General features: G+C 60.2%; 18 protein-coding genes. 11 read left to right on the forward strand and 7 right to left on the reverse strand.

The features are described 5' to 3' along the window. The first annotated feature begins 15 nt into the window (after positions 1 to 15). From hmgA to HGP12_RS09115, 7 genes are all read left to right on the forward strand, one after another. Positions 16 to 1,377, forward strand: coding sequence for a homogentisate 1,2-dioxygenase (gene hmgA / locus HGP12_RS09085; RefSeq protein ID WP_168839242.1), 1,362 nt, complete (start codon positions 16 to 18; stop codon positions 1,375 to 1,377). A gap of 37 nt (positions 1,378 to 1,414) precedes the next feature. Continuing rightward, positions 1,415 to 2,440 (forward strand): fumarylacetoacetate hydrolase family protein, encoded by a 1,026-nt coding sequence (locus HGP12_RS09090; protein ID WP_168839241.1) that lies wholly within the window; start codon positions 1,415 to 1,417, stop codon positions 2,438 to 2,440. Further along, positions 2,437 to 3,069 (forward strand): maleylacetoacetate isomerase, encoded by a 633-nt coding sequence (gene maiA / locus HGP12_RS09095; protein WP_168839240.1) that lies wholly within the window; start codon positions 2,437 to 2,439, stop codon positions 3,067 to 3,069. Before HGP12_RS09090 ends, maiA begins: the two co-directional genes overlap by 4 nt. Before the next feature lie 202 nt (positions 3,070 to 3,271). Continuing rightward, positions 3,272 to 5,026 (forward strand): alkaline phosphatase, encoded by a 1,755-nt coding sequence (locus HGP12_RS09100; protein ID WP_168839239.1) that lies wholly within the window; start codon positions 3,272 to 3,274, stop codon positions 5,024 to 5,026. A 73-nt stretch (positions 5,027 to 5,099) separates the two neighbouring features. Then, a complete protein-coding gene (locus HGP12_RS09105; protein ID WP_168839238.1) occupies positions 5,100 to 5,564 on the forward strand; it encodes a hypothetical protein in 465 nt (154 codons plus the stop codon). Between the two features lie 5 nt (positions 5,565 to 5,569). After that, positions 5,570 to 6,256 carry an ABC transporter ATP-binding protein gene (locus HGP12_RS09110; protein WP_168839237.1) on the forward strand — a complete coding sequence of 229 codons (687 nt, stop codon included), beginning with the start codon at positions 5,570 to 5,572 and terminating at the stop codon, positions 6,254 to 6,256. After that, complete coding sequence (locus HGP12_RS09115; RefSeq protein WP_168839236.1) at positions 6,253 to 7,539, forward strand: ABC transporter permease; 1,287 nt, start codon at positions 6,253 to 6,255, stop codon at positions 7,537 to 7,539. Before HGP12_RS09110 ends, HGP12_RS09115 begins: the two co-directional genes overlap by 4 nt. A 72-nt stretch (positions 7,540 to 7,611) precedes the next feature. On the opposite strand, the gene HGP12_RS09120 is transcribed toward HGP12_RS09115, so the two are convergent. Further along, positions 7,612 to 8,169: a winged helix DNA-binding protein gene (locus HGP12_RS09120; RefSeq protein ID WP_168839235.1), complete on the reverse strand. Its 558-nt coding sequence runs from the start codon at positions 8,167 to 8,169 to the stop codon at positions 7,612 to 7,614. A gap of 183 nt (positions 8,170 to 8,352) precedes the next feature. Here HGP12_RS09120 and HGP12_RS09125 point away from each other — a divergent pair, with 183 nt between their 5' ends. Then, positions 8,353 to 9,399 (forward strand): LLM class flavin-dependent oxidoreductase, encoded by a 1,047-nt coding sequence (locus HGP12_RS09125; protein WP_246703308.1) that lies wholly within the window; start codon positions 8,353 to 8,355, stop codon positions 9,397 to 9,399. A gap of 72 nt (positions 9,400 to 9,471) precedes the next feature. On the opposite strand, the gene HGP12_RS09130 is transcribed toward HGP12_RS09125, so the two are convergent. The 6 genes from HGP12_RS09130 to HGP12_RS09155 form a co-directional block, all read right to left on the reverse strand. Beyond that, positions 9,472 to 10,539 (reverse strand): ABC transporter ATP-binding protein, encoded by a 1,068-nt coding sequence (locus HGP12_RS09130; RefSeq protein ID WP_168839233.1) that lies wholly within the window; start codon positions 10,537 to 10,539, stop codon positions 9,472 to 9,474. A 32-nt stretch (positions 10,540 to 10,571) separates the two neighbouring features. Then, positions 10,572 to 11,426 (reverse strand): carbohydrate ABC transporter permease, encoded by an 855-nt coding sequence (locus tag HGP12_RS09135; RefSeq protein WP_168839232.1) that lies wholly within the window; start codon positions 11,424 to 11,426, stop codon positions 10,572 to 10,574. Further along, positions 11,416 to 12,342 carry a carbohydrate ABC transporter permease gene (locus tag HGP12_RS09140; protein WP_168839639.1) on the reverse strand — a complete coding sequence of 309 codons (927 nt, stop codon included), beginning with the start codon at positions 12,340 to 12,342 and terminating at the stop codon, positions 11,416 to 11,418. Before HGP12_RS09140 ends, HGP12_RS09135 begins: the two co-directional genes overlap by 11 nt. 80 nt (positions 12,343 to 12,422) lie before the next feature. Further along, positions 12,423 to 13,637 carry an ABC transporter substrate-binding protein gene (locus HGP12_RS09145; protein ID WP_168839231.1) on the reverse strand — a complete coding sequence of 405 codons (1,215 nt, stop codon included), beginning with the start codon at positions 13,635 to 13,637 and terminating at the stop codon, positions 12,423 to 12,425. Positions 13,638 to 13,723: 86 nt separating this feature from the next. Continuing rightward, a complete protein-coding gene (locus tag HGP12_RS09150; protein WP_168839230.1) occupies positions 13,724 to 14,509 on the reverse strand; it encodes a DUF4037 domain-containing protein in 786 nt (261 codons plus the stop codon). Between the two features lie 33 nt (positions 14,510 to 14,542). Then, entirely contained in the window at positions 14,543 to 15,862 is a 1,320-nt protein-coding gene (locus tag HGP12_RS09155) for an alpha-L-fucosidase (protein WP_168839229.1), read from the reverse strand. Positions 15,863 to 16,065: 203 nt separating this feature from the next. Between HGP12_RS09155 and HGP12_RS09160 the strand changes: the two genes are divergently transcribed. From HGP12_RS09160 to HGP12_RS09170, 3 genes are all read left to right on the forward strand, one after another. Beyond that, positions 16,066 to 17,073, forward strand: a complete 1,008-nt coding sequence (locus tag HGP12_RS09160; RefSeq protein ID WP_168839228.1) for a LacI family DNA-binding transcriptional regulator — start codon at positions 16,066 to 16,068, stop codon at positions 17,071 to 17,073. 221 nt (positions 17,074 to 17,294) lie between these two features. Further along, complete coding sequence (locus tag HGP12_RS09165; protein ID WP_168839227.1) at positions 17,295 to 18,311, forward strand: nucleoid-associated protein; 1,017 nt, start codon at positions 17,295 to 17,297, stop codon at positions 18,309 to 18,311. Next, positions 18,298 to 19,812 (forward strand): hypothetical protein, encoded by a 1,515-nt coding sequence (locus HGP12_RS09170; protein WP_168839226.1) that lies wholly within the window; start codon positions 18,298 to 18,300, stop codon positions 19,810 to 19,812. Before HGP12_RS09165 ends, HGP12_RS09170 begins: the two co-directional genes overlap by 14 nt. Positions 19,813 to 19,846 lie beyond the last annotated feature (34 nt).

Consider the following 19,846-nt stretch of genomic DNA (forward strand, 5'->3'; position numbering starts at 1 on the left):
GGGAGGAGTGGAGCGATGGACCAGACGATATCCAAGGCTTCCGACCGCCAGGCAACAGCGGCGGAAGCGCTGCAATATATGCCGGGCTTCGGCAACGACTTCGAAACGGAGGCACTTCCCGGCGCACTGCCACAGGGACAGAACAGTCCGCAGAAGTGCAATTATGGTCTTTATGCCGAGCAGCTTTCCGGTTCGCCCTTCACGGCGCCGCGCGGCACGAACGAGCGATCCTGGCTCTATCGCATCCGTCCGAGCGTGCGCCACACGCGGCGCTTTTCCAACGCCTCCTATCCGTTCTGGAAATCAGCACCCTGCCTGGATGACCATTCCCTTCCGCTTGGCCAGCTCCGCTGGGATCCGCTGCCGACACCGACCGAAAGGCTGACCTTTCTCGAAGGGATCCGCACGATCACGACCGGCGGCGACGTTCTGACCCAGGCCGGCATGGCCGCCCATGCCTATGTCTTCAACGAGGATATGGTCGACGATTATTTCTTCGACGCCGATGGCGAGCTGCTGGTCGTTCCCCAGGTCGGCGCCATCAGGGTCTTCACCGAAATGGGCATCATGGATGTCGCGCCCCTGGAAATATGCGTCATTCCGCGCGGCATGATGTTCAAGGTGACGCGCAAGGGCGACGAAGAGGTCTGGCGCGGCTATATTTGTGAGAATTACGGCGCGAAATTCACGCTGCCGGAGCGCGGACCGATCGGCGCCAATTGCCTTGCCAATCCGCGTGACTTCAAGACGCCGGTTGCCGCCTTCGAGGATAAGGAAACGCCTTGCCGGGTGCATGTCAAATGGTGCGGCAAGTTCTATGTCACGGAGATCGGCCACTCTCCCCTCGACGTCGTCGCCTGGCACGGCAACTACATCCCCTATAAATACGATCTGCGGACGTTCTCCCCCGTCGGTGCCATCCTCTTCGACCATCCCGATCCGTCGATCTTCACGGTGCTGACCGCCCCGACCGAAAGTGCTGGCACCGCGAATGTCGATTTCGTCATCTTCCCGCCGCGCTGGCTGGTGGCCGAACATACCTTCCGCCCACCCTGGTATCATCGCAATATCATGAGCGAGTTCATGGGCCTGATCCACGGCCAGTATGATGCGAAGGAAAAGGGCTTCGTGCCTGGAGGTATCAGCCTGCACAATATGATGCTGCCGCATGGGCCTGATGCATCCGGCTTCGAAAAGGCGTCGAATTCCGAATTGAAGCCGGTGAAGCTCGATCATACCATGGCCTTCATGTTTGAAACCCGTTTCCCGCAGCAGCTGACGAAATATGCCGCCGAGCTGGACACGCTGCAGGATGACTATCTGGAATGCTGGGACGGTCTTGAGCGCCGGTTCGACGGAACGCCCGGCATCAAGTGAAGACTGGCGACTTATTCTCTGACATCGGAGCCTAGATATGAAGCTTGCGACCTTGAAGGACTCCACCAGAGACGGCCGGCTTGTCGTCGTCTCGCGTGATCTGACCCGTTGTTCCGAGGTCGGTCACATCGCCCGCAGCCTGCAGGCGGCCCTCGACGATTGGGAGCATGTGGCACCCAGGCTCGCCCTGGTCGCGGAGGGTATCGAGACCGGTGCGCAGCCGACCATGCGATTTCACGAACATGATGCCGCATCGCCGCTGCCGCGCGCCTATCAATGGGCCGACGGCTCGGCCTACGTCAATCATGTGGAACTGGTGCGCAAGGCGCGCAATGCCGAAATGCCGGCAAGCTTCTGGGTCGATCCGCTGATGTATCAAGGCGGCTCGGACGGCTTTCTGGCGCCGCGCGATCCGATCCTTGCGGCCGATGAAGCCTATGGCATCGACATGGAGGGCGAGGTTGCCGTCGTCGTCGGTGACGTTCCCATGGGCGCCAGTCCGGACATGGCGCGGCAGGCCATCCGGCTGGTGATGCTCGTCAATGACGTGTCGCTGCGCGGCCTGATCCCGCAGGAGCTGGCAAAAGGCTTCGGCTTTTTCCAATCCAAGCCGGCATCGGCGTTCTCGCCGGTCGCCGTTACGCCGACTGAGCTTGGCGAGGCATGGGATGGCGGTAAGCTGCATCTGCCGCTGCTGGTTGCCGTGAACGGCAAGCCTTTCGGCAGGGCGAATGCCGGCGTCGACATGACATTCGATTTCGGCGCGCTGATTGCGCACGCGGCCAAGACCCGCAGCCTTGTGGCCGGCACGATCATCGGCTCGGGAACGGTATCCAACAAGCTTGACGGCGGGCCGGGCAAGCCGGTCGAGAATGGCGGCGATGGCTACTCCTGCATTGCCGAGCTCCGCATGATCGAGACGATCGAAACCGGATCGCCGAAGACACAGTTCCTGCGGTTCGGCGATCAGGTCCGCATCGAAATGCAGGACCGTACCGGGCACTCGATCTTCGGGGCGATCGAACAATCAGTCGAAAAATACCTGGGGGCCGAGCCGCGATGAGCGACGTCGTTCTCTACGATTACTGGCGCTCGTCCGCCAGCTACCGCGTCCGCATTGCGCTCAACATGCTCGGTATCGCTTATAGGCGCGTATCCATCAACCTGCTGGAAGGCGAACAGAATAGCGCCGATTATCTGGTGCTCAATCCGCAAGGCTTCGTGCCGGCGCTCATGATCGACGGAGAAATCCTGACGCAGTCGCTTTCCATCATCGAATATCTGGCCGAGCTTCGGCCCGAGAGCCGTTTGATGCCCCCGGATAGCGCCGGCCGCCAGCATGTGCGCGCACTTGCCTATGCGATCGCCATGGATATCCATCCCATTTGCAATACGTATGTTGCCGCCCATGTCATGACCATCACGGATAGAGCCGACGCCCGCGAGGAATGGATGAGGCATTTCATTGCCGCCGGCCTTCGCAAGCTCGAGATCATGTTGAGCAGGTTCGATGGTCGCTTCAGCTTTGGCGACACGCCGACCATGGCGGATATCTGCCTTGTGCCGCAGGTCTACAATGCCCGCCGCTGGGGCGTGGACCTGACCGATCTCAAGCGCATCGTCGAAATCGATGGCAGGTGCACGAATTTGCCGCCTTTTCAGGCGGCACATCCCGATCGCGCAAAGCCGTAGCGAATTACGTGTCCCCTGCGGCGATGGTCCCGGCATTCAGGCCGTTCGCGCCGTCCTTTAGATGCGGCACATACAATCAGTCTTCCTTAGCGAGTGCCCCTTTTGAATTTCCGGTTGCAGAAAGTCGACTCTTTTTTACATGATTGTCATCTGGCTTTTATAAGTGAGGAGAGGGAAGCAACCACGACGCAGGGGGTATAAAATGCGTAAACTTGTTCTCTCCATGATGTCTGCGACCGTATTGGCCGGTGCAGCACACGCAGCGACGGTCTATCCGTTGGACCGGGCGACGGTACTTGCCGGCTCGCCATTCGATTTCAAGGTGGAATTCAGCAAGGTCGTCAAGCCGGAAGACGTCAAGGTCACGGTCAACGAGGAAAGCTATGAGGCCGCTTTCGGCAAGGCCGCCGATTTTGTCGCGGAAGAAAAGGGTGCTGAAGACAAGGTTCTCGGATCGGCCCTGATCCTTCGCGGCGTCAAGCTTGCAAAGACCGGCCAGTATAAGGTCGAGGTGTCGGCCGGCGACGAGAAGAAGGCTGTCAACTGGGATGTCTACGGCACCTCGGCCACACCGAAGGCGAAGAACATCATCTTCCTGCTCGGCGACGGTCTCTCCGTCGCGCATCGCACGGGCGCCCGCATCATGTCCAAGGGCATGACCGAAGGCAAAGCCAATGGCCGTCTCGCCATGGACGACATTCCGCCCGTCGCCTTCATCGGCACGTCCTCGACGTCGGCCATCGCCACCGACAGCGCCAATACCATGTCGGCCTATATGACCGGCCACAAGTCCGCCGTGAACGCGCTCGGCGTCTATGCCGACCGCACGCCGGCCAGCCTGGACGACCCCAAGGTCGAAACGATCGGCGAGGCCCTTCGCCGCACCGGCAAGAAATCGCTCGGCATCGTGACCACGGCCGAGGTCGAGGACGCGACGCCGGCGGCGCTGGTTTCCCATACGCGCAAGCGCGCCGACAAGGCCGACATCGTCGGCATGATGTACGGCGTCAAGCCGGATGTCCTGCTCGGCGGCGGCTCGGCCTATTTCCTGGCAAAGAGCGTGCCGGGCTCGAAGCGCAAGGACGACAAGGACTATATCGCGCTCTTCAAGGACGCAGGCTATGCCGTTGCAACCGACAAGAACGAGCTGGCGACGGCGACGGGCTCCAACCAGGACAAGCTGCTCGGCCTCTTCCACACCGGCAACCTCGATGTCACGCTTGACCGCGAATTCCTCAAGAAGGGCACGGTCGACAAGTTCCCGAACCAGCCGGGCCTGGTCGACATGACCAAGGTCGCGCTCGACAAGCTGTCCAAGAATCCGGAAGGCTTCTTCCTGATGGTCGAAGGCGCATCCATCGACAAGATGAGCCATCCGCTCGACTGGGATCGCACCCTGGTCGAAACCATCGAGTTCGACAAGGCCGTTGCCGTTGCCCGCGAATTTCAGGCCAAGAACCCGGATACGCTGATCGTCGTCACCGGCGACCATACGCATGGCGTCTCGATCATCGGTACGGTAGACGACGACAAGCCGGGCACCGAAATGCGCGAGAAGGTCGGCACCTATGCGGCCGCCGGCTTCCCGAACTATGAGGATAAGGATGGCGACGGCTATCCGGACCGCGTCGACGTTTCGCGCCGCCTGTTCATGGCCGCCAATAACGGTCCGGATCACTACGAGACCTTCCGTCCGAAGCTCGACGGTCCTTTCGTTCCGGCGATCCAGAACGAGAAGAAGGAATATGTTGCCAATGAAGCCTACAAGGATGTGCCTGGCGCCGTCTTCGTGCAGGGCAATATTCCGAAGGACGAGGACAGCGGCGTCCATGCCGTCGACGACGTCGTGCTGCAGGCCGCCGGTCCGGGTGCCGAAGGCTTCCGGGGCTATATGGAACAGAGCGATGTCTACCACGTGCTGGTCGATGCCTTCGCTCTTGGCTCTGAAAAGATGTAAAATCTGTTCATATCCGTGAATTGGGACAGGCGGCTTCTGGTCGCCTGTCCCTCCATTTTTCATGAGGGTTCTCATGTCTCGGGATCAGACCGTCGTCATCAACCGCCGGACGTTGCTCACTGGCGCTGCCATGCTGCCGCTGATGGGTATTGTCACGCGCGCGAATGCTGCGGAAAAGCTCGGCTTCGGTGAGCTCTACAAGAGCTTCGGTCCGCTCGGTCTCGAATTTTCCGACAAGGTGACGCAGCTGAACGGCAAGGATGTCGCCATCAACGGCTTCATGGCGCCGCCCTTGAAGGCGGAGGCGGCTTTCTTCGTCCTCACCGAAATTCCGATGTCGCTTTGCCCGTTCTGCTCTTCCGATGCCGATTGGCCTGATAATATCGTGGTGGTCTATCTCTCGTCCAAGCAGACATTCGTGCAGTACAATGCGCCGATCATGGCACGCGGCGTCCTGGAATTCGGCTCGTGGACGGATCCGGAAACAGGTTTCATCAGCCAATTGCGTCTCCGGGACGCCTCGTTCAGGACTGTTTGATTCCTATGCTCGCCCTCGATGTCTCCAGTCTTGAAATGCAGTTTCCGGGTTTGGCCGCGCCTGTGCTCGCCATTGAGCGCTTCCATCTGCCGGCCGGCGGCAGGCTTGCGATCACCGGTGCATCCGGCTCCGGCAAAAGCACCTTCGTCAACGCCATCACCGGCCTGGAGAAGGTGACGCGCGGCAGCATTTCCTGGAGCGGCACCGAGATCACCCGGCTTTCCTCCGGCCGGCGCGATGCGTTTCGCGCGCGCAATATCGGTCTCGTAATGCAGGATTTCCATCTGTTTCCCGGTCTGTCCGCCTTCGAAAACGTCGTGCTTCCGGTCAAGCTGGCGCGGCGTCTCACGCCGGGCGAGCGGGCGCGCGCGCTTCATCTGCTGTCCGTGACCGGTATCGCCCGCCCGCAGCAGAAGATCGAAACCCTGTCGCGCGGTGAGATGCAGCGCGTTGCCGTTGCGCGCGCACTTTTATCGCGCCCGGGCGTCGTCGTCGCCGATGAGCCGACCGCCAGCCTCGACCGGCAGGCGGGCAAGGAGGTTGCGGAACTGCTGCTGCAGCTTTCAGCCGAAGAAGGAACGACGCTGGTCGTCGTGACGCATGACGCTGTTCTTGCCGAGCGTCTTGGCCGTCGCATCAACCTGGCGAGCGGCCGCATCGAGGAAGACAGCCAAGAGGTCGCCGCGCAATGATCGCTTTCATTCTTGCCGATCTGCGCCGTTTCTGGAGCGGAGCGCTCGCCGTCGTAGTCTTGATTGCCCTATCGGTCGCCTTGAGCGTGACCGTGACGCTGCAGGAGCGGGCCGTCCGGCTCGGCAGCGCCCGTGCCGCTGAGAAATTCGATCTGCTTGTGGGCGCCGCCGGCAGCGAGACCCAGCTGGCGCTTTCGGCCGTCTTCCTGCAGCCAGCGCCGCTGCCGCTGATGGAGGGCGCTGTCCTTTCCCGCCTTGCCGATGATCCGCGCGTCGCGCTGGCGGCACCCGTCGGCTTCGGTGATTCCGCCTACGGACATCCGATCGTCGGCACGACGAGCGGCTTCATTTCCTCTCTTTCGCCTTCCTTGTCGCAGGGCGCAATGTTCTCGCGCCTCGGCGAAGCGGTGGTCGGCTCCGATGTCGCCTTGTCGATAGGTGCGGAGATCAAGCCGATGCATGGCACGGCCGAAACCGGCGGCGAAACCCATACCGCGATTGCCTATAAGGTCACCGGCCGCATGGCGCCGACGGGCACTGCCTGGGATCGGGCTATCCTCGTGCCGATCCGCGCCGTCTGGCAATTGCACGGCATGCATGGCGAGGAGGACCATCACGATCATGATGATGACGCGGCCGATGCGCATGGCGCCGAGCCGCATGAACACGCCGCCGGCCACGAAGAAGGCCATGAGCATGGCCATGTCGATGCCGATGCGCCGCTGGACGAGCATTTCGACGCGCAGACGCCTGGCGTTCCGGCCGTGCTCGTCAAGCCGAAGACCATTGCCGATGCCTACCGCCTGCGGCAGGAATACCGCACTGGTACGACGCTCGGCGTCTTTCCGGCCGAGGTGCTGACCAGGCTCTACACAACGCTCGGCGATGCCCGCAGCCTTCTCTTGGCGATTGCGCTCGGCACGCAGGCGATCGTCATTGCCGCAATCGTGCTCGTCACCATCATGCATGTCGGCTCCAGGCGCCGGCAGATCGGCGCCTTGCGGGCGCTCGGCACGCCGATCCACTCGATCGTCGTGCTCGTCTGGGGCGAGCTCTTCATCCTCTTTGCCGCTGGCATCGCACTTGGCATTGCGCTCGGCTATATCGCGGCATTGGTGATCTCGGCAAGGCTTGCCGCCTCGACCGCCGTGCGTCTGCCCGTCGGCTTTTCCTTCGACGATCTATGGCTTATCGGCGGCTTTGCAGCCGTCGCGGCGATCATATCGATCGTGCCCGCATTCAGTGCCTTGCGCTCCAGCCCGGCGGCGGCGCTGGGCGCCTGACCTGGGCTTGGCCAAAATATTCCGGATGGATCCGGCCTGATATCGTCCGCAACGCCGGCGGTAAGCCGAAACCTAGTCTTCTGAAAAGCGACGATGTGTCGCCGCGCTTCTGGCCACGTGCTCGTAAATGCCGGTCATCAGGTCCAATGTGCTGGACGCTTCCTCCAAACGGCGCCCCATGTTCGGTACGCCTTGTACGGCTTTCACCAGAAGGGCCGAGCGCACCGCGGCGTATTCGTCTGTGATGTCTCGGCCCTTTTGGGTCACAGAATATGTGACTCCCGAACGGCCGCTGCCCTTTCTTTCCACCAGTCTCGCGCCGACCAGCTTTCTCAAGCTGTACTGCATGTTCGGGATGTCTTCCCGATTGGACAGGCGGGCAAGATCCTTGATGGATTTGGGTCTGTCATGCATGCGAATTATATGGAGCATGGCGTTCTCGGGGCCGCTCGCTGCCAGTCCGATGACCGAAGCCAGGCATTCGGTTTGCCAGCGACCGAACGCTTCGAACGCGCGCATGAGGGCGAATTCCAATTCGGTCAGGTCCACTTGTAGCGGCGTTTGCGCCAGGTGCCAGCTTCGATCTAAGCCACGCGGATGACTTTTCTGGTCTTCGGTTTCAGTGCTCATATGCTTCCTTTGCGGGATGTTGATGCGGCGCCAAGATAGTGAACGTTGACAAATTTGAAGTTTCAAATAGAATTTCTATTGTAAATTATATCAAAAAATAAAGGGAACGAAATGTCGGAGAACTCCATGTTCGCCGCAGGGCAATTTTTGCTTGGCACTTTCGCCAGCAATTGCTCCAGCGGCATGAGCGTCACCAAGGTCCCGGAACGCTGGGTCAATTCCTGGGACAATAATCTGAAACTGGCGCGCCAGCTCGATGAAGCGGGCATTGATTTCATGTTGCCGATCGCCCGATGGATCGGCTACGGCGGCGACACCAATTTCCACGGTAATGTGCTGGAAACGATGACGTGGGCAGCGGGTTTGCTCGCCAGCACGAACAAGATCAATGTCTTTGCCACCATTCACACGGCTGCGAACCATCCGGTCGTCGTTGCCAAGCAAATGGCGACGATCGATCAGATCAGCAAAGGCCGGATCGGCCTCAACATAGTGGCCGGTTGGAACCAGCCGGAATATAAAGCGCTGGGGCTTGATCTGCCCGCCAATCATGAAAGCCGCTATGCCTATGCGGAGGAATGGTTTGATGTCGTCAAAAGCCTATGGGAGCGAGATCAGTCCTTCGACTATGACGGACAGTTCTTTCATCTTAAGAATGTCCTTGGTGATCCCCGCCCTCGGTGTCATGCTCCTATCCTCAATGCCGCGGGTTCCGGCCAAGGCCGCGCCTTCGCCGTGCGGAATGCCGATTTTCTGTTTACGCCGGCCATAGATTTGGACCGTTCGACGACTGAAATTGCCGAATTGAAACAGCAAGGCAAAGCCGCCGGTCGCAATTTGGGCGTCCTTACCTTCGCCCATGTCGTCTGCCGACCGACAGAAGCGGAGGCACGAGACTATCTCCGGCATTTTGGAAAAGACAATGCGGACTGGGGGGCTGTCGACAATCTGGTGCGCCTGCAATTCGCGCACGCACAATCCTTCCCCCATGACTTGCTGGCCTTGATCCGGGATCGGATGGCTGCCGGACATGGCGGTTTCCCGCTCGTCGGGACGCCAGAGCAGGTCGCTGAGGGTATTCTTGCCCTTCACAAGGCTGGTTTTAGCGGAACGACTATTTCATTTGTCGATTATAATGCCGAGTTCCCGTATTTCCGTGACCGGGTGCTTCCTTTGTTGAAGCAGGCCGGCATTCGCAAGCCGGTTTCAACGCCGTGTACGGCGGCCTGAATTCGTCGAGGATCGAGGATCTAAGAGGAGGAGGCTGCACAGCAGCCTTCCGCTTCAAGCGGAGAAGCATGCTCACTGCAGACGCTGGCCGTTCGACGGATCGAACAGATGTGCCTTTGCCGGATCGATCCTGAGTTGGATCGGCTGGCCGGGTGACACCGAGGGGCGGTCCCTGACGGCTGCGACGATCGACTGAGCGCCGGCCTGCAATTGCAGATGCGTGTCCGAGCCCGTCGGCTCGATGATGACCACCTTGGCCGGAACGCCATCTGCTTCAATGGCGATATGTTCGGGGCGGATGCCGAGCTGGACGGATCGGCCGAGATGGCGGCGAGCGCTTTCCGGCAGCGGCCAGCGCAGATTTTCCGAAACTTGCAATTGCAGGGCTCCGTTTCGGTCGACGACGAGGCCGTCAATGAAGTTCATCGATGGCGATCCGATAAAGCCGGCGACGAAGCTGTTGACGGGTGCATCGTAGATTTCAAGCGGACAGCCGATCTGTTCGATGTGGCCGCCACGCATGACGACGATGCGGTCGGCCATGGTCATCGCTTCCATTTGGTCGTGTGTGACATAGACCATGGTGGTTCCGAGCCGCTGATGAAGTGTCTTGATTTCGGTGCGCATCTGCACACGAAGTTTAGCATCCAGATTAGAAAGCGGCTCGTCGAAGAGGAAGACCGCTGGATTGCGGACGATGGCACGCCCCATCGCTACGCGCTGGCGCTGGCCGCCGGACAATTGCCGGGGGTAACGATCGAGGAGGGCGGCGAGGTCGAGGATCGCGGCGGCATCGTTCACCTTCTCCTCGATCTCCTGCCGGCTGCGGCGCGCGAGCTTCAGCGAAAAGGCCATGTTGTCGCGCACGGTCATATGTGGATAGAGCGCGTAGGACTGGAACACCATGGCGATGTCGCGCTCATTGGGTTCGAGATCGTTGACGATGCGGTCGCCGATTTCGATCTCGCCGTCGCTGATGCTTTCCAGCCCGGCGATCATGCGCAGCAACGTGGATTTACCGCAGCCCGAGGGTCCCACAAGCACCACGAACTCGCCGTCTTGCGCTGCGACGGAGACGCCATGCAGCACTTCGAGTGCACCGTAGCGTTTGATGGCGTTGCGAATGGTCAGTTTTGCCATGGATCTCTCTCCCGAAAATGTCGGCCGACGCCTCAGCGCCCGCCCATGCCCGCATTGAGGGCGATGCTGTTGTAGATGAGCTTCTGCAGGATGATCGCGAGGACGATGCCTGGAAGCATGGAAAGGGTGGCGCCGGCCATCAGATAGTTCCACTGCGTGCCCTGCTGCGTCTGGAACATGGTGAGGCCGACGGGCAAAGTGGCATTGTCGGCCCCAGTCATGACGATCAGCGGCCAGAGGAAATTGTTCCACTGCCCCATGAAGGTGAAGAGCGACAGAAGTCCGATCGCCGGCATCGACAGCGGCACGATGATGCTGACGAGGATGCGCAGGCGCGAGGCGCCATCGATCCTTGCCGCTTCCTCAAGCTCCATGGGAATGGAGAGGAAGAACTGTCGCATCAGGAATGCGCCGAACGTGCCGAATGAGATCGGCAGGATCACGCCGGGGAAGGTGTTGACCAGGCCCAGCTTGTTGACGATCAGAAAAAGGGGAATGATGAGCATCAGCGGCGGCACCATCAGTGTGCCGATATAGCCGAGCAGCAGCGCTTCGCGCGCCCTGAACTTCAGGCGCGCAAAGGCGTAGCCGGACAGGCAGGAGACGACGACGGTGATCGCTGTTACGCAGATGGCGATGATGGCGCTGTTGAGGAAGAAGCGGCCGAAGGGGAGCCTGGTCCAGGCGGCGGCAAAATTGCCCCATTCGAAAACCTCCGGCAGGATGCGTACCGGGATTGCCGTCACCTCGGCGTTGGAGCGCACCGCGTTCGATACCATCCAGAAGAAGGGAAACAGGAAAGCGATCGCCACGAGCGCAAGTGCTACGTGATTGACCATATCGAGCACCAGCTTCCGGCGTGCTCTGGTTTTGGATTTAAGCGTCATAATGCACCCATTTGCGCTGGAACCAGAATTGCAGGGCTGTCAGCGCCATGATCAGCGCGAACATCACCCAGGCGATGGTCGAGGCATAGCCCATCTGGAAGTTCTGAAAGCCGCGTTGGTAGATGGCATAGCCGAGCGTAGCGGTCGACGATCCCGGCCCGCCCTTCGTCATGACGAAAATCTGGTCGAAGACCTGCAGCGACGTGATCGCCGTCATGACAGTGCCGAAGAATAGCGTCGGTGAGATCAGCGGCAGGCGGATTTTCCAGAAGCGATCCCAGGCCGTCGCACCATCGATCCGCGCAGCTTCGAGATAGGTTGCCGGCACCATGTCGAGAGCGGCGTTGAATAGGACCGTATTATAGCCGACGCCAGCCCACAGCGATGTCAGGACGACAGCCTGCATGGCGAGCGTGCGATCGTTGAGAACGCCTGCAAACGGCAGCGACAGCCCCGCCATCAGGCTGTCGAAAAGACCGCCGCTCGTAAAGATCAGCATCCAGACCATGGCGCCGGCGATGAGCGGGGTAAAGGTCGGAAGGAAGAAGATCACCCGGAACCAGCGCTGGCCGATCTTCAGGCTCGAAATCCAGGTCGCCAGCCCGAGCGAGATGACGATATTGAGCACCAGATATTCGACCGTGAAGAAAATGGTATTGCGCATGACCGTCCAGAATTGCGGGTCGGTCGTAAACAGGCGCACATAGTTGGATAGGCCGACGAAACGCGGCGTGCCGAGCAACTGCCAATTGGTGAAGCTGAGCGCGATCGAGGCAAGGATCGGTAGGACGAGGAACAGGATTATGCCGATCAGGCCCGGCAGTAGAAAGAACAAGGCCGTCCATCCCTCGCCCTTGAACCATTTGCGGGAGCGCGGCCTTGGTCTTGCGATCATGTCGGTATGTTTGCCCAGCATCATGGGCCTCTCCTTTCCGGCAAGAGGCACTACGGTCGGGTTGATAGGCCCGGCCGCAGGCAGGCCAGATACCCCCGGGGTTAGGGAAGCTGGCTCTGAATGTCGGCGAGCACGCCATCGGGTTTTGAATCTCCCGTCAGCGCAAGCGGCACATATTGCATCACCAGATTCTCGAACTGGTTCCATTTTTCGTTGATGCGGAATGGCGTCGTGTGGGCAAACATATATTGCAGCGTGTCGCGGGTGCCGCTGACATTCTTGGCCGCGCCGTCATACCAGGCGGTCTGCTGCGCAAGCCGCGCCGGTAGCGCCCGCCCGGCCGAGCCGAGGATTTCGGCGGCTTTGGGACCGGTCAGCACCTGCAACGCCTTGAAGGCGGCATCCTTGTGCTGGCTGCCGGCCGAAATGCCCCAGCCCGAGCCGGCGGTAATGAAGCGTGACGCGCCGCTTCCGCGCGGCAGCGGCGCGATGCCGATCTTGAACTTGACGTTGGCCTGCGCGGTAATCAGCGTCCACGGACCGTCGATATACATGGCGACATTGCCCGAGGCGAAGCGGCCGCTTGCCGCGGAGGCATCGGCTGCGGACGCAAAGACCGGCGAGAGTTTGTCCGTGGCGGTGAGATCGGCATATTTGCTGAAGGCATCGACAAAGCCGGCATTGGTGAGGTCGAACTCGTTATTGGAGTTGAAGTATTCCGCGCCCAGCGCGACCGGGCCGGCAATGAAATCGAAGGCTTGGGTGCCGTAGCCGTAGGTTCCGTCCTTCGTCAGCGCCTTGGCGTCGGCCTTGAAGTCGTCGAATGTCCAATCCTTGGCGGGCTCCTTCAATCCGGCGGCGGCGAACTTGTCGCGATTGTAGAAGACCATCCACGGGCCGACGTCGTATGGCAGCGCATAGAGCTTGCCGTCTTGGGAGAGCCCGGACATGATCGATGTCTCGAAATCCCCCACCTTCACGTCGCTCTTTTTCACGTAATCATCGAGCGGCGTCAGGATCGAATAGAAATTCGGCATGCGCATCGATTGCATCGAGACGATGTCGGCGACCTGTCCCGACGCCGCCAGAACCGGCATGCGTGTCCAATAGTCAGTCCAGCCCGAAAGCTGCAGCTTGACCTTGATGTCGGGATATTGCTTGTTAACGAGATCGGCCAGCTGCTGCCAGAGCTGCGCGTCGTTCGGTTCGCCCCACATCTGCCAGGTCAGGGTCACGGCGGCATCCTGCGCCTGAGCGCCGATACCGGTCAGCGAACTCGCCGCAAGGGCGGCGGCAAAGATCAATGAATATTTCATGATGGTTCCTCCTCCTGAATGACTTTGTTTGCAGTGACATTCGTCACGCTCCGGACGCTCCCCTCCGGCTTGGTCCTGCGGCTCGTTCAGACCGCGATCATGGCCTCCAGATCGGCGATCAGGCCGATCAGCTCGGTTCGCTGGCGCCGCCATGTGTCGGGATCCTGTCCCGGCTGCAGAATGGCGGTCATCCGCTGGTGGAAATCTGGCGGCAGCCGCTCGAGTTCGGCTGCCATGGGCAGGTTCCAGCCATCGCCCGGAAAATAGACCCGGTTGAAGGCGAAGACGATCTGCAGGATGGCATTGGCAAGCTTGCCCGTCAGCCCGACGAGAAAGACGAGGTCGCGGCGAACGACCTTGCTCTCATAGTGATAATCCCTGGCCCAGTAGTGCAGAATATCCATGTACTGGCTGAGGACCGAGGCCCTAAGCGCTTCCGGATAGTGCGCCAGCTGCTGCTTCCAGCCGGCCAGCAGGCCCCGCGGATCGGCGATGATCTGCTGATTGGCAAGGTCCGTCGGCAGGTGATAGCCCCAGATCGTCCATTCGAAGCTCTTCGGTACGACGATGCCGGAAAGCCACGAGTCCAGATCGCGCTGTACGCCGGCGTAACGGCGCATCCAAACGCCATCCATGCGGATGTCTTCGGCCTGCCAACTCTGCAGAGCGGCCTCGAAACGCCGCCACGCCGCGGTTTGTCGAACCTCCGGTCCGCGATAGGCATCGGCGTAGACCCGGAAATCGAAATCCGATTGCGCATCCGACCGGCCCTTGCCGCGCGATCCGGCGAGCGCGACGGCGCCATTGCCGTCTTCGGCCAGATCGGCAATCAAGGGGGTCATCGCGGCAATGAGTTCGGCTTCGCGGCTCATGATGGCACCGGGCGATTGGGCTTCGTTCTCTCTTTAATCCTTAAGGATCAGTTCGATGACCGGCGTGACGACGTCCGGCTTCAGAACCGGCAATTCCAGCGTCAGAATACCCTCGCCGACGGCAACGCCGATATTGGAATCGACCTCGGCATCCGGGTCGAGCCAATGCAGCTCGCTGGCATCATGCAGAAACTGCGCATACTTGACCTTGCGTCCCAGCCCCTCGATGTGGATGTGGCGGAATGGCCAGGTCTGGATATGAAGGTAGAGCCGGTTTCCCTTCTGAGTGAAGCGGCAACCGCTCGGCGCCTTGTGGGTGGACGGTCCGGCGCCGTAGATCGCCCGGCCGTTCAGCCGCAGCCATTCGCCATAGGTGTCGAGTGCCTTGATGGCGCGGGCGTCGAAGGTGCCGCGGCCGGTCGGGCCGACATTCATCAGAAGATTGCCGCCGAGCGACACCGTATCGACCAGCATGTTGATGAGCTGGCCGGCATCCTTCCAGCTCATCTCGTCGCGATAGTAGCCCCAGGAGCCGCTGAAGGTATGGCAGGCTTCCCAACGCACCGGCAATCCGGCAACGGTCGGAGCGACGCGCGGCGTGTATTGTTCCGGCGTAACCAGATCGGGCATATGGTCCGCATCGCGCGGCAGGTCGAGGCGGTCGCCGACGATGATGTCGGGCTGCAGCTGGCGTACCAGCTTGATGAGGTCTTCGCTTTCCCAATCGCCGCGGCCCTTGCCGGGCAGGCCCTTATACACGCGGCGGGGATAGCTGAAATCGAACCAGATCACGTCGATCTTGCCGAAATCGGTTAGAAGTTCTGTCACCTGGTCGCGCATATATTTCGCGTAGCGCTTGACGTCGCGGCCCTCGTTGAGCTTGGCGGCGTCGGGATGGTTGCGCTGCGGATGATGTCCGTCGATGGGGAAATCCGGATGATGCCAGTCGAGCAGCGAATAATAGAAGCCGACCTTGAGACCTTCGGCGTGAAGCGCTTCGACATAAGGCCTGATTAGGTCCTTGCCATAGGGCGTGTTGGTGACCTTGTAGTCGGTCACCCTGCTGTCCCACAGGCAGAAGCCTTCGTGATGCTTGGCGGTGAGAACGACATATTTCATGCCGGCCTGGCGGGCGCGACGTGCCCATTCGCGGGCGTCGTAGAGGTCGGGATCGAAGTTGTCGAAATACTTCTGATAGGCTTCGGTGGTGAATTCCTCACGGTTCTTCAGCCATTCGTGGCGCGCGCCCAGCGCATATAGTCCGAAGTGGATGAACATGCCAAAACGGTCGTGTCCAAACCATGTCTTGCCATCGGCCACATCACGGCCGCTACTGATCGCTGCGTCGCTCATATCATCCTCCCAGGTGACTTAGCTTAATCGAACCGGTTCGATTTAATCATTGATCGATACGCGCTGCCTGTCAAGCGCACTGTTGAAATCTCTTTCCGCATATTGCTTCATAGCCGACAAATGGTAGATTTGTGACAGCGATTCATTGAAGGACGTACTTTCAATCGGAAAGCAGAGGGCGATAGAAACGGTTCGAAAAATTCATGGCTACAATTCGCGACGTCGCCAAGCTCGCTGACGTATCTGTCTCGACCGTGTCGCTGGCGCTCAGCAACCCGGCGCGTGTCAGCCAGAAAACGCTGGAGAAAATTCGTCAGGCAATTGCCGCTGTCGGCTTCGTTGCCGACCCGCTTGCGCAAAGCCTGGCGCGCGGACGCAGCCGCATGATCGGCTTCGTCGTCGGCAATGTCGGCAACCCATTTTTCGGGGATATCCGGCGCGAGCTGGAAAATTATGCGCTCGATCATCAGCACTTCGTCGTCGTCACCGATTCCTCCGGCAAGACAGATCGCGAGAGGGCGCTGGTCGAGCATCTAATCGGCCTCAAGACCGCTGGCCTCGCGCTTGCGCCGTCAGGTTATGATCAGGATTATCTCGACTTCATTGCCGGGCTCAACGTGCCCGTCGTCTGCTTCGACCAGAAGGTTGTCGGCATCGAGCGCGATTTCGTCGGTTCCGACAATTATCTTGCCGGCGCAATGCTGACCGAACATCTCCTGCAGCTCGGCCACAGGCGCATCGCCGTCATTACCGGCCCGAGCCATATGCATACCGCGACGGAGCGATATCGCGGCTTTGCCGATACCATGGCCAATGCCGGCGTCGAGGTGAGCCCGAATTTCGTCGTCGATGGGCAGTTCACCCGCACCGCCGGCTACGAGGCGGCGATGCGGCTGCTGATCCAACCCGAGCGTCCCACGGCGATCCTCGGCGCCAACAACACGGTGGCGCTTTCGGCACTGCAGGCCATGCAGGAACTGGGCTTCCGCTGTCCCGAAGACATCTCGCTCGCCATGATCGACAACGTCCAATGGAGCTCGGTCATCACGCCGCGCATCACGATGGTGGTTCAGGATACGCACGCGCTCGGCGGCATCATTGCCAGGCGTCTCATGCACCGCATCACCAATCCGCAAGGCGCCGTCGAACCGCCGCAGGATTTTGTGCTGACGCCGAAATTCGTGCCGGGCAATTCCTGCCGCAGGATCTAAAGCCTGTCGCGTAAACTGCGCGGTTTTGCGATAAAATCATGCGCGAAATCAAGAATCCGAAGCACAGGGCGCGAAACTGAGAGATCGCGATGCGCTTTCGGGCGCCGGCGCGCACCACAAAACACGGCTGCACCAGCAACGTCATCCAGGCTTGAAGATCGCCTTGTATCATTTCAACCCTATCTTGTTCTGAGTGTTCACTGGCACGTTGGGAGGGGCACTTGGCATTTTTCGATGACAGCGAATTGAGCGAGCTCAAGATCGAAAGGATGATCTTCCATCTTGTCGGACCGAAAAACGGTCTGATCAAGCTGGAGGAGGTCGATCCTGGGGAATTCGAGAGCTTCTTCGTCGATCGCATCCGGTCGGTGAATGGCGGCTTGCCCTATGCTTTTTCCGATGCGTCTTCAACGCGCGAGCGTCTTGGCCGCATCGCCTCGAATGCCGGCGTTTTCCAGGAGGAAAGCGAAAAGCTGGCCGAGGATTTCCAGGCCTATCACGGCGGAACCGCGGCCGAAGGGGCGATCCTGCTGTTCGTCCTGAAGGCGAAGGCAATGCGATCGTTCGCCCTTCTGAAATATGATGACGAAACGGTCATCGCCTACGACCTGAAGGATGACGGCGGTGGCCGAAAAAAGGTCAGCCTCGAAGCGCTTCAGAAGACCTTCGTTCAGAACAAGGCGGCGCTGCAAAAGGCAGCCCTTATCAAACTGACCGAAAAGGGCGGCGAGCTGACGGTGCTCGACAGACGCAACCAGCAAAAGGTCGCGCAATATTTCGAGGCTTTTCTGGGCGCGCGGCAGACCCTGAGCGATGCCGAATTGACGAAGAAATTGGTCGATGTCACGCGCAAGGTGATCGGCGACAATCCGGACCTCGTCGACGGCGAAGTGGTGCGCGAACTCACCAAGCGGACTTACGACGCTGCGTCCGGAGGCGGTGAAATCGACAGCGAGGACCATCGCTCCTTTCTCGAGACCGTCATCGGGCACAAGCTTGCGGACGACAGCGTTCTGCTGAGCAAGTTCAATCGCAGCCTCACGACAGAGCGGATCTCCGGAGTGCCGATGACGCTCGTTCCCGATCAGGTGAAGGGACCGAAGACCCTCCATTTCAAGACCGAAAATGGCATCGAGATCCGCGTGCCGAATGAATTCCGCGCGCTGATCGAAAAGACCGAAGACGGCATGATCATCATCCACGACAAGCTGGCGGTTGAGACCGATGACCCCAACTGAGATCCTCGATCTTATTGCACGAACGCAGCCGACGAAGCCGGTCGAGGAGCATGCGGAACTGGTCATCGTCAGGGCAAAACTTGATGATGCAGCCCTTCGAACGGAATGGCTGGCATTGCGCGCCGATGTTCCAGCCTTTCTCGAGTCCGTCACGATCAGGCGCGACGGCACGGACATCGCCCTCGACGACGGCGACGTGCCGCCATCGAGCACGGTTTTTGCCATTACGCTCAACAAGGTCTCGCAGAGGGCCGTTCTTCGGCTCTTCCATGGAAAATCCCTGACCGGTCTTGCAAGAGCCTTGGATGGCAGCCTTGTTGTCTGCGTCGCCGAGCTGACCACGGATCAGGCATTCACATCCTACGGCGCCAGGTTCCAGCCTTGGACGGAGCAACCTCCCGCTCCATTCGATCGGGTGCCGGAACTTCCCAACCCAAGAAGCATATGCCATGACGCCAGCAATGCAGGGCTCGTGCCGGCAGACATACGGCCATGGCTGCTTCAGGATCACCCGCGACAGTCTTCGCAGACATTCGAAGCTTGGCGCTTACTGGCGGCTCCCAGGCTGATGGCGGCACTTTCCGATCAGGTCTACGGGGCAGCGCCGAACATCGTCTATCAGCTCTCCGGCCCGCCAAGCCGCAAGGTCGGTATTTCCCTTCCCGAACTGGTTGTCATGTTCCAGCGGCTCAATGATGGTGTGTTTTGGGTGTTTGCAGGCGGCGAACGCGACGCGGAGACCCGTCATGTCCTGCTGGCGGCGGAATGGGCGCGCAGCTATCGCCAGGGGAACCTCGCAGAATTCGGAGACGGCAGCCTCGAATCCGCGAAGGCCGCCTATGCGGCCTATGTCAAGGCCGGCAGCAAGGAGACGCTGAAGGCCCTTGCCGACTTGCGCAAGACGGTTGTGGACGAGGCGCAGAAGGCGACCCAGCGAGCCCAGGATATGACGGGCGCGTTGTGGAAGGATCTGGCTGTCGCCGCGACGCCCTTCGTGATCAAAATTCTCTCCGACGCCGCAAAGACACCCAATACATGGATCGCCGGGCTGTTCGCCATCGGCGCGGCGGTGTTTCTGATCCTGTCTTTTCGCGTCCAGACATTCATCAATGCCGGTTATTTTGCCGGTCAGGACCGCGCCCGCGCCATATGGGCCTTGCGATTGAACCAGGTGCTGAGCGCCGCCGAGATCGAGGAGTTCAGCGAAACGCCAATCCGCAACAGCGTGTCCGACTACGGTCGCGTCCGGAAGACCGTTCGCAATGTCTATGGCGCGCTCGTCGTCGTCCTCATCATCTTCGCCGGTTACCAGTTCTATACGGCGGCAACCGCGAAAGTTCCGCCGGCCAATAGCGGGGCAGCCGGCCAGCAGGGGTCGTCGCAAACCTCTCCGGTATCCAGGTCGCCGCAGCTGGGTTCCGCCGCTACCAATGGACCTGCGACCGTCATTCCCCAAAACGCGCCCCCGGCTCCCGGCACGCCGGCAACCAAGCCGCCATGACGCTTTATGAAATTTTTCTAACGCCGAAAAATGG

The organism is Rhizobium sp. P28RR-XV (assembly GCF_012641385.1).
In the GTDB taxonomy this organism is placed as follows: Bacteria; Pseudomonadota; Alphaproteobacteria; order Rhizobiales; family Rhizobiaceae; genus Rhizobium.

Excerpts from the sequence above, each read along its gene's own strand:
- hmgA (WP_168839242.1), top strand. The coding sequence starts at position 16 with ATGGACCAGACGATATCCAAGGCTTCCGACCGCCAGGCAACAGCGGCG.
- HGP12_RS09160 (WP_168839228.1), top strand. The coding sequence starts at position 16,066 with ATGGCTACAATTCGCGACGTCGCCAAGCTCGCTGACGTATCTGTCTCG.
- HGP12_RS09140 (WP_168839639.1), bottom strand. The coding sequence starts at position 12,342 with ATGCTGGGCAAACATACCGACATGATCGCAAGACCAAGGCCGCGCTCC.
- HGP12_RS09090 (WP_168839241.1), top strand. The coding sequence starts at position 1,415 with ATGAAGCTTGCGACCTTGAAGGACTCCACCAGAGACGGCCGGCTTGTC.
- HGP12_RS09150 (WP_168839230.1), bottom strand. The coding sequence starts at position 14,509 with ATGAGCCGCGAAGCCGAACTCATTGCCGCGATGACCCCCTTGATTGCC.
- HGP12_RS09130 (WP_168839233.1), bottom strand. The coding sequence starts at position 10,539 with ATGGCAAAACTGACCATTCGCAACGCCATCAAACGCTACGGTGCACTC.
- HGP12_RS09105 (WP_168839238.1), top strand. The coding sequence starts at position 5,100 with ATGTCTCGGGATCAGACCGTCGTCATCAACCGCCGGACGTTGCTCACT.
- HGP12_RS09120 (WP_168839235.1), bottom strand. The coding sequence starts at position 8,169 with ATGAGCACTGAAACCGAAGACCAGAAAAGTCATCCGCGTGGCTTAGAT.
- HGP12_RS09110 (WP_168839237.1), top strand. The coding sequence starts at position 5,570 with ATGCTCGCCCTCGATGTCTCCAGTCTTGAAATGCAGTTTCCGGGTTTG.
- HGP12_RS09145 (WP_168839231.1), bottom strand. The coding sequence starts at position 13,637 with ATGAAATATTCATTGATCTTTGCCGCCGCCCTTGCGGCGAGTTCGCTG.
- maiA (WP_168839240.1), top strand. The coding sequence starts at position 2,437 with ATGAGCGACGTCGTTCTCTACGATTACTGGCGCTCGTCCGCCAGCTAC.
- HGP12_RS09170 (WP_168839226.1), top strand. The coding sequence starts at position 18,298 with ATGACCCCAACTGAGATCCTCGATCTTATTGCACGAACGCAGCCGACG.
- HGP12_RS09135 (WP_168839232.1), bottom strand. The coding sequence starts at position 11,426 with ATGACGCTTAAATCCAAAACCAGAGCACGCCGGAAGCTGGTGCTCGAT.
- HGP12_RS09125 (WP_246703308.1), top strand. The coding sequence starts at position 8,353 with ATGAGCGTCACCAAGGTCCCGGAACGCTGGGTCAATTCCTGGGACAAT.
- HGP12_RS09100 (WP_168839239.1), top strand. The coding sequence starts at position 3,272 with ATGCGTAAACTTGTTCTCTCCATGATGTCTGCGACCGTATTGGCCGGT.
- HGP12_RS09115 (WP_168839236.1), top strand. The coding sequence starts at position 6,253 with ATGATCGCTTTCATTCTTGCCGATCTGCGCCGTTTCTGGAGCGGAGCG.
- HGP12_RS09155 (WP_168839229.1), bottom strand. The coding sequence starts at position 15,862 with ATGAGCGACGCAGCGATCAGTAGCGGCCGTGATGTGGCCGATGGCAAG.